Raw genomic sequence first — 9,402 nt, forward strand, 5'->3', positions numbered from 1 at the left:
CTCTATTGTACATCTATTATTGTTACTTTACCATTAAATAAACCAGATTCTTCAAGAGCTTCTTTATTAAATTTTTCAGCAGCTAACGACCATGCTGTTTCAAAATTTTTCAAAGATGTAGTTTCAAGTGGAATCCAGATTTCATCTTTATCTTCAGCATTTTTTCTAATTACAACTTTTTTATCATTGTTGGTTATTAAATCCATTTGTTCAGGTGAAAGATTTGTATTTACCAATAAATTTACGTGACTGATTCCATCCTCATTTTTATAATCAACAAAAGCTGTTTGTATTCCAATACTTTCAAGTAGCGATGCAAAACAAACACTTAAATCATCACAATCACCACCTTTTAATTTTATTGTCTCATTAGGAAATTGCACATGCTCAACACTTGCACGGGGATCAGAAACATAGTTCATCTCTTTTATGAAATTTTCAAATAATATTCTGGTTTTATAAAAGTTCTCAAGATTCAGGTCAATTGATTTTAATTCAGAATTATATTCTTTCAATATTTGTGTAGAATAATTTCGAGAAAATTCAAAATCGTCTCTCACAAAGTACATCAAATTAGATACATTACCATCCCAGCTGTTTTTATCATTAACTAAAATTGATTTTTGAATTTTATCATCTGGTTCTAAATCATCGACACTTACATAAAATTCTGCCTGAGCTATTTCTCTTTTCATAAAATTTGTCTTGTTTACAAAAGTATAAAATGGTACATCAATAGTATCGTATGGTAGAATAGTAACAGCTGGTGAATAAACAATTTCATCATTTACATTTTTCAATAAAGTTGAAGGTCTTATTTCTAATTTTTTATTTGTAAGATTTACAACTTTTCCTACTGCTATTGGTTTTTGTAAATAAAGGTCATGCAATGTTGGATAAATTTCATTCTTAATGTCAAGATCAATAAACTTCACCTGCTTTTCTTTAATAAACCCCAGTGCAAAATTAACTGTAAGATATACTCTATCGTGGCTGTAAATATTATTTGTAATATTATGAATTCCATAATTAATCATCTTATCAATTGAACTCGTTCGAGATCTATCAGTAAAATATTTAATGCCACTTAAAGTTATACTAAATAGATTAGTAGAATAATTTATAGAACTTAAAAATCCTGCAAAATAAGGTTGCTGGTATTTGTCGTGAAATAATAAACCACCCAATGTAAGAGAACCATTAAATAATTTTTTAGAGTAATTGATTCCCGCATAAAATGAACCTGTAGTTTCAAATCCACCTGAAAGATTAAGATGCTGAAATGGTGAAATAAGTATTTCTGATGTTAAACTTTTATTCCTTTTCAAAGAATAATTTTTTATTAAATCATTTTGAAGAGTTTCTTCAGTTAAGAATAGGTTATTTGAGAATAATGTTATAATAAAATTTCGATTTGGTGTATAAGTAATTCCAATATCACCACGCCAATAATTGTTTTGTGTTACTTCATTTTTAATTGAAATGTAATTAACAGAATCAGTATAAAATAATACTGGTTTTTCTTCTATAAATTCCTGTACAAAATATCTAAACGAAAAACCTAATGTAAAGGAAGAAGAAATTTTCCATGAGTATCCCAATCCATATTTCTCTTCAAAATTAATTTCTGTTTTCAACTCAGCAATACTATCAGGAAGTTGAACATTCAAACCACTTTTAATAATAAAACGTTGAATGATACCAGGAGTATATCTCAAATAAAAGTAATGATTATTCAATTTCTTTGAGAAAGACAAAGCATAAAGATTGCTACTCAATTTCGAATCGATAACACCTTCAAATGTTGAAGAAAGCTCCATATCTTTCGATAAACTGTAGTTAGAAACATTGCTTTCCAGACTATTTAATCTAAAATGTGAATTAAAATCAGTCATAACATTCCCATAATAATCAAGTGAAAGTTGAGCAAATGAATATATATTCCAGAATAAACTTAATATTATAAATAAAAAAAATATTTTTTTATGGAATATCGATTTTAATATTATGAATGCTTTGTGCTGTAATAAATGTATCATCAAGCAAGTTAAAGTTAAGTTCTTTTTCAATTTTACGAATAAAGCTTATAATAATTTTTTTATCCTGCAAAGCCACAAGTTGTTCAATTACACTGAAAGGTATTTTAATTTTACCATTGTTATTATGTCTAATTTTAATTAGTGGTTCTGTTTCATTAGTATTTTGTTTAATTCGAGCAATCACAATTTCAACATTATCATTCGGGAGTGCATTCCATTCCAGTGTTAGATAGAGATTTTTTCTTGCTCTGCTTCCTTCAAATGTAATTTTTCCAACAATTTCATCTGGTGTTTCAATATCGAATTGAACAAAAGAATTTTTGTTCACAAATGCTTTAAAATTTACTTTAGATAAAAATGGGAAATTATGCATTTGACCATTGTGTCGCATCATACGTTGATTAGCAAAATACTTAATACCCAGTACTGTATCTCTCACCATCATTCTATCCATATAAGAAATCTTATTAGGGATCGGAATAGCTTCATAATTATTGAATCTAACAGAGTTAAAATTTTTTGACTTAAACCCAATCAGTTTTTTTCCTTTTACCATTACTGGTTTATCTTTATCATTAAAAATTGCATAATAATAACCTTCGTTTTGAATAGTTCCCATACTTGAATTTCTTACACCAGTAATGTTAATTATTGTACTTTTTTTAAGAAATGGATTGATTATACCTGTAGAATCATATCCATAAGAATTTATACTTGCATCCGCATCATTTGATATCGTTTCGATCTGTACATTTGATGTAACTGAATTTTCATCCGATAAAAGTTCGGTAGGAGCTGGTTCTCCGCAACTCCAGATTAAAAGTGAAATAAAAATATAAGACGATATTTTTTTTAAGTTATTCATATTTATTAAAAGGCGGAAGTTAATCCGCCTCCTTTTTATTTAACTGCGTAAGGAATTCCCCATGTTTTTTCTTCAACCTGAAAATCTGTATCTGTAATTGAATTATCAGGTAATAAATTTATTACTGCATGCATAAATCCTGGATGCAAATGAGTAACCCATGTTTTTTCATATGTTCGAATGTAATAAGTTCCATCAAATTGTGTGTCTTTCAATTCAAATTTTTCTTTAGTTCTATACATTCCTGCATTAACCATAGCACCATGTGTTAATGTAAGAAAATCAGGTTTTTCATAAATACTTTTTACTTCAACTGTAACTGTGACTGGTTGTTTTCTACCTAAAAATGGCATTAAATCATTCATTTTAACTTTTCCATGTTTTCCATTACCAGAATTATGCATATTAGTATTAGATGTATCTCTTAATAATCCATAGCCTCTTCCAAAATCAAAGAAGAAGTCATTAGGAGAAGTTATAGTAACAGTTTTACCATCTAAAGTTTTTAAAGTAACTTTTGTAATTTCTATGTTACTTGTTTCTGTACCGCCTGCTGGTAAAGAAGAGCCAACAACTTTCCAATCAACAAGATTATCGCCAGTACTATCAATTCTTGCATATTTAATTTTTCTGGTTATAATAGATGTAAATGGTTTTTTAACTACTGTATCAGGAATGCTTTTGTTGTTATCAGTAAATGAGCCAATTATAATCAAATCACCTTCAAATTTTAATGTAAGAAGACCAAGAGCTGTATCAGTTCCATAATCAATTTGTAAAGTGCGTTCTTTAAGATTTACTACATGTCCAACTTTTATTGGATATAATGTTTTGCCAAGCTGACTACTAACCAAGCTAAGTGCCTGTTCTTCATTATAATTAGGAATGAATGAATTTAGAGCTTCGTCAGAATAAGTAATTTTTTCTAAAGCCGATTTTAAGTTTGAACTCTCTGGTTCTGTAATAAGGTTTTTATCATCGCAGGCTATTAATGAAAAAATAATAATTGCCAGCATTGATAAGTTAAGAAGATGAGAAATTAAGCGATTCATATTTTCCTCCATATTTTTGTGTTTCACAAGGAGGTTCATTTTCTGTGCCAAGTATAAAATTTCTTTTTTAGCATATTTTCAAATAATTTCACAACATCAAATGCCTGGAATTTATAACAAAATGCCTGGAAAAAATTAACTCCGTCGTTTTAATTCTATTTTTCGGCAAGATAATGTTTTATTATCTCATCAAAATATGTATGATACCTTACAGGTAAATTTTTATACTTTGATTTCATCTTTGATTTAATAAATGTAAAATCAGAATTATCAAATTTTACTAAATCCTTTTTTATATTTTCCAGATACATTGATACTTTAGCTTTAACCTTATCAAGAACCAGTTTATCATCAGTTGATGCTAAAGTTTTAACAGTTTCTTCAAGGTTATAATTTGAATTCACATAAGTCTTAAAAAAGATACCACGAAAATTTTCAGATACTATTGTTCTACTCAAATTGAATTCTTCAGCTGTTTGATTTATGGATGAATGGGAAAATTTTTTTTCTCGCAATGCATTAAGAAGTATATTCTCAAAATCATCTTTTTCGATATTATAATATTCTGATGGCAAATCTTTCAAGGTAATTATATTTCTATTTTCAGATTTTGCAAATATTACCATTCTTTTGATTACAGATTCCAGTTCTCTAACATTTCCTTTCCATTCATTTCTTATTAAATTTTCTATAACTCCCTTAGAAATTTTTAATGAGCTATCTTCTTTTTGGGCAAAATAGTTTGCAAGTACTTCTATATCATTTTTTCGTTTTCTTAAAGGTGGTATTTCAATCCTTAAAACATTCAATCTATAAAAAAGATCTTCTCTGAATTTTTTAAGTCTCACCATTTCATCTAAATTTTTATTTGTTGCTGCAATAATTCTTACATCAACATGTTTTGTTTCGGTTGAACCAACTTTCTCAAAATCTCCAAATTGAATAACTCTTAGAAGCTTAGCTTGAAAATTCTCACTTGTTTCTGCAATCTCATCCAGAAAAATTGTTCCACCATCTGCAATTTCAAATCTTCCTTTTTTATCAGAATAGGCATTAGTAAATGCACCTTTAACATGACCAAACAATTCACTTTCAAGGAGAGACTCTGGCAATGCTGCACAATTTACTGCTACAAAATTTTTCTCTTTTCTATTACTCAAATTATGAATTGCACGAGCAACCAATTCCTTTCCACTTCCACTTTCACCCAAAATTAAAACTGTAGCATCGGAAGGTGCAATTTTTGTAATTAATTTAACAACATCTTCCATCTCTTTACTTCTATAAACAATTCCCTCGAAAATTTTTACTTCGTTTTCTGTATAACTTTCTTCAACTTCATCGCTATATTTTTTCAATTGTTCTATTTCTTCTTTAAGTTTTTCTATTCTACCAATTAAATCCTCATTTTTATTTTTTTCATTTTCTTTTATTAAATCTGATAATAATTGTTCTTTTGTAATCAAAATATTTTTTAGCAGTAATAATTCATTTGATGTTTCTTCAATCTTTAATTTGTTTTTAAGAACGTAAATAAAACCTTCGTTAATTAATAATAACAACGCTGGTGCTATTACTAATGAGTAATAATTTTCTATAAAATAATTATTAAATAGAATAAATGATGTAATCAGATAAGCTATAATAACAATTATTATTGCTTTGGTGTGACTGACTTTAAACTTTATTTGAGAAGTTACATATAGAATCAAAAGAAAAATTACAGCAATAAAAATGCTTGATTGATATTTAATAGTTCTATTAGTAATCAAATTATCAAGAACAATTGCATGAAAACCCACACCTGGTAATTCGTCATCATAAAATGTAGAAAAAGTTTTTGCAATTGAAGGATCGCTTACACCAATCAAAACAATTTTGTTATTGAAATATCTTGATGCAGTTTCATTATCAATTAGATTGAAAAATTCAAGAAGTGTAAAGTTTTTAAATTTTCTCCATGATGTATAAAAATTAATCTTGAGTAATTCATTCTTTCTCTCAAATTCTTTGTCAGCCAGTTTTACTGCAAAAGCAACTTCTTTATTTTTATTAATGTAGATTACAGAAGGAACAAATATTCCATTTTTTAAAATATAATTGAGGTGTCCAGATGACAATTGAGGCAAATCATTTTTGGGATTTGAATAAATTAAAGTGTCCTTTCCAAAATATTCTCCTTCTTTATTTTTATTAGTTATAATGGAAGAAAGAACAACTTTATTTGATTTTAATAGTTCTTCTTTCAATAAATCATCATAAATTGACTGAAAAGCTAATTTATCCGAGAGAAGAACTTCTAACCCAATTTTTTTAACATTAAATTGCGTCAGTTTATTAATTAACAAAGCATAATAACTTCTCTTTAAAGGCCAGCCACCCAATTGTTCAATATCATTATTATCTATATGAATAATTACTATTGAACTATCAACATTTTTTTCGCCAGCAAAAATTCGGAATAAATTTTCTGTAGTGTAATTAATCCAGTTCGATACAGAACTAATTATTACAACTAAAAGAATTCCCAGTACAATTACCAATTTTCTTAAATGATGTTCATAAAAAAGAATTTTTTGTAACTTATTCATAATAAATATAACTTTTTACATATATGTATTTTTAATTTACAAAAAATAATTCAAAGGTATTGTTATGAAACTTACAGTAAATGGTCTATCGGTTAACACTTTTGGGGAACCATCAAAGCAATCAATTATTTTTGTTCATGGTTTCCCTTTTGATCACACGATGTGGAATAATCAAATTGAAGCTTTAAAAGATGAATATTATTGTGTTGCTTATGATGTAAGAGGACTTGGCGAAAGTTATGTTGGCGATGGACAGTACACTATGGAATTCTATGTAGATGATTTATTCTCAATAATAGATGAATTAAAATTACAAAAGCCTGTTTTATGTGGATTATCAATGGGAGGTTATATTGCTTTAAGAGCAATCGAAAGAAAACAAGAAAATTTTAGTGCATTAATTTTATGTGATACAAGATCAGAAGCAGATGACAATGCAGGGAAATTGAGGCGTTCATCAAATATAAATACAATAAATACAGAAGGATTAAAAAAGTTCGTAGAAAATTTTGTCCCAAATTGCTTTGCTGATATTACAATTGAAGAAGAAAAAGATCTTTATCTTTCAGTATTAAACAAATCATTCAATCACAATCCTACTGGTGTTAAAGGTGCAATAATAGCAATTATGAGTAGAACAGATACTACTGAATTTCTGCCATTGATTAAAATTCCAACACTTATATTATGTGGTTCATTCGATAAATTAACTCCACCTGATGTTATGCGTAAAATGTCTGAAAAAATTCCAGATTCGGAATTTGCAATAATTCCAAGAGCTGGTCATATGTCACCTATTGAAAATCCAGGTGCTGTAAATGATTTAATAAAAGGATTTCTAAAAAGAAGGTTACAAGTTTAAGTTAGATAAATATTTACGAATGATTGAATTTATTCTTAAAGAAGAATTAATAAAATTTAACTTCATAATTTTTTAAGATTCCATCTTCATAAATAAACTTTGCACTAAAAAATTTATCCTGAAATAGCCAGGGGATAAAAATTTTATCCCCTTCCCACAAATTAAGTTCTAAAAGTTTATCATTGGGAATCCATTTAAGTATTCCTTCTTTAGAATCAATTAAATTACCTTCGAATTCTTTTGCTGTAAAAAGAAAAACATACCAATCCTTTTTACCATCGAACATCGGGAATGTGATAAAACCATGCAACTTAGGATTTTTAATTAATAAGCCAGATTCTTCTTTTACTTCGCGAATAACACATTCTTCTGGTGTTTCTCCGTGTTCAAATTTTCCGCCAAGTCCATTCCACTTTCCTTCGTGCATATCATTCTTTTTCTTGACACGATGCATCATCAATGTTTTATCATCATCAATTACATAACATAATGTAGCGAGTTGCATAATTAATTCCTTTAGAAAAGATAAATACAAATTTTATGAAATTGTTTCTGCAAGTATTGAAGAAATTTCATCGAGCTCATCTAAAAACCATTTAACTTTATCTGGATTTGCTCTTTTACTATCTCTTACAAGTGCAAGCCATAATTTACATTCATTTGCAAATTTTAATGATGCAATCGTATAATTATTCAAATCTTTTTTTGTAGTTGCAGCTGTTGCCTCAATGTAATTACTTATTACACTCGTTCCACTGCTAAAAAGTTCATCACCAATTCTTTGAGAAACATTGTCCTTTGGTAGCTGATCAATAAATTCAATTAATTTTAGAGTAAAAAAGTAAAGTCTTTTTCTAAACTCACCTTTTGAAAATTCTTGTGTCAATTATACTCCAGCTATATTTTATATTAATCCACACTATTATCAAGGTATGGATTTTTCAAAAGATAATTTTTAACATAATCACTAACACCTTGCTGTACATTCATAATAGGTTTATTGTAACCAGCTGCTCTTAATTTTTTTAAATTCGCTTCTGTGAAATACTGGTATTTATCTTTAATTTCATCGGGCATTTCAACAAATTCAATATTAACAGGTTTATTCATAGCATTAAATAATGCTGTAACAAGTTCTATCCAGGTTTGAGCATTTCCTGTACCAACATTATAAATTCCATTTTTATCTCTGTGCTCCAAAAAAAACAAAGTGATATCCACTGCATCTTTTACATAAATAAAATCTCTTTTTTGTTCACCATCTTTATAATCACTTTTATATGATTTAAAGAGTTTTACTTTACCAGTATCTCTAACCTGCTCAAATGCTTTGTGAACAACACTTCTCATATCACCTTTGTGGTATTCATTGGGCCCATAAACATTGAAATATTTCAATCCAACAACTTTATTAAGCAAATTATTTCTTTTTAACCACAAATCGAAAATATGTTTTGAATAACCATACATATTCAGTGGTCTAAGTTTTTCAAGTTGTGATTCATCATCATTATATCCATTTGATCCATCGCCATAAGTAGCAGCAGAAGATGCATAAATAAATCTTATATTATTTTTTATGGAGTAAATAGCAAGATCCTTAGAGTATCTAAAATTATTATCCATCAAATAATCTGCATTTCTTTCTGTTGTGGATGAGCAAGCACCGAGATGAATTATTGCATCAATATTAAAAGGGACGCTATTAACTCTTACTAAATCAATAAATTTATTCTTATGATAATAATCCTCGAATTTAAGTCCACACAAATTTTTCCATTTATCATCACTTCCCAGCTCATCAACTATGATGATATTATCGATGCCCATTTTATTTAGTTTCCACACCACTGCGCTTCCAATAAACCCAGCGCCACCGGTAACTACTATCATAAACTTCTCATTTATTTATTATATTTAAACGAAAATTAATCATAATCATTGATTAATGAAAATATTCTTACATTGCATTGTTATTTCTAAATAGATTTGA

Annotated in this window: 8 protein-coding genes; 1 reads left to right on the forward strand and 7 read right to left on the reverse strand. The window is 28.0% G+C overall.

Annotation, left to right across the window (positions count from 1 at the left end):
• Window positions 1-2: 2 nt before the first annotated feature.
• From VJY38_RS03465 to VJY38_RS03480, 4 genes are all read right to left on the reverse strand, one after another.
• A complete protein-coding gene (locus VJY38_RS03465; RefSeq protein WP_353679272.1) occupies window positions 3-1,895 on the reverse strand; it encodes a hypothetical protein in 1,893 nt (630 codons plus the stop codon).
• A gap of 88 nt (window positions 1,896-1,983) precedes the next feature.
• The gene (locus VJY38_RS03470) at window positions 1,984-2,904 is read right to left on the reverse strand and encodes a hypothetical protein (RefSeq protein ID WP_353679273.1); all 921 of its coding nucleotides are present in this window, start codon (window positions 2,902-2,904) and stop codon (window positions 1,984-1,986) included.
• A gap of 35 nt (window positions 2,905-2,939) precedes the next feature.
• Window positions 2,940-3,956 carry a hypothetical protein gene (locus VJY38_RS03475; protein ID WP_353679274.1) on the reverse strand — a complete coding sequence of 339 codons (1,017 nt, stop codon included), beginning with the start codon at window positions 3,954-3,956 and terminating at the stop codon, window positions 2,940-2,942.
• A 155-nt stretch (window positions 3,957-4,111) separates the two neighbouring features.
• The gene (locus VJY38_RS03480) at window positions 4,112-6,547 is read right to left on the reverse strand and encodes a sigma 54-interacting transcriptional regulator (RefSeq protein ID WP_353679275.1); all 2,436 of its coding nucleotides are present in this window, start codon (window positions 6,545-6,547) and stop codon (window positions 4,112-4,114) included.
• Between the two features lie 64 nt (window positions 6,548-6,611).
• On the opposite strand from VJY38_RS03480, the gene VJY38_RS03485 reads away from it, so the two are divergent.
• Window positions 6,612-7,409, forward strand: coding sequence for an alpha/beta fold hydrolase (locus VJY38_RS03485; protein ID WP_353679276.1), 798 nt, complete (start codon window positions 6,612-6,614; stop codon window positions 7,407-7,409).
• A gap of 46 nt (window positions 7,410-7,455) precedes the next feature.
• Here the strand turns inward: VJY38_RS03485 and VJY38_RS03490 are convergent, their stop codons facing one another.
• From VJY38_RS03490 to rfaD, 3 genes are read right to left on the reverse strand one after another with little or no spacing between them, the layout of a single operon-like run.
• The gene (locus VJY38_RS03490) at window positions 7,456-7,914 is read right to left on the reverse strand and encodes an NUDIX hydrolase (protein WP_353679277.1); all 459 of its coding nucleotides are present in this window, start codon (window positions 7,912-7,914) and stop codon (window positions 7,456-7,458) included.
• Window positions 7,915-7,947: 33 nt separating this feature from the next.
• Window positions 7,948-8,295, reverse strand: coding sequence for a four helix bundle protein (locus VJY38_RS03495; RefSeq protein WP_353679278.1), 348 nt, complete (start codon window positions 8,293-8,295; stop codon window positions 7,948-7,950).
• Between the two features lie 23 nt (window positions 8,296-8,318).
• Window positions 8,319-9,302, reverse strand: a complete 984-nt coding sequence (gene rfaD, locus VJY38_RS03500) for an ADP-glyceromanno-heptose 6-epimerase (RefSeq protein ID WP_353679279.1) — start codon at window positions 9,300-9,302, stop codon at window positions 8,319-8,321.
• Window positions 9,303-9,402 lie beyond the last annotated feature (100 nt).

Source organism: Rosettibacter firmus (assembly GCF_036860695.1).
Taxonomy (GTDB): Bacteria; Bacteroidota; Ignavibacteria; order Ignavibacteriales; family Melioribacteraceae; genus Rosettibacter; species Rosettibacter firmus.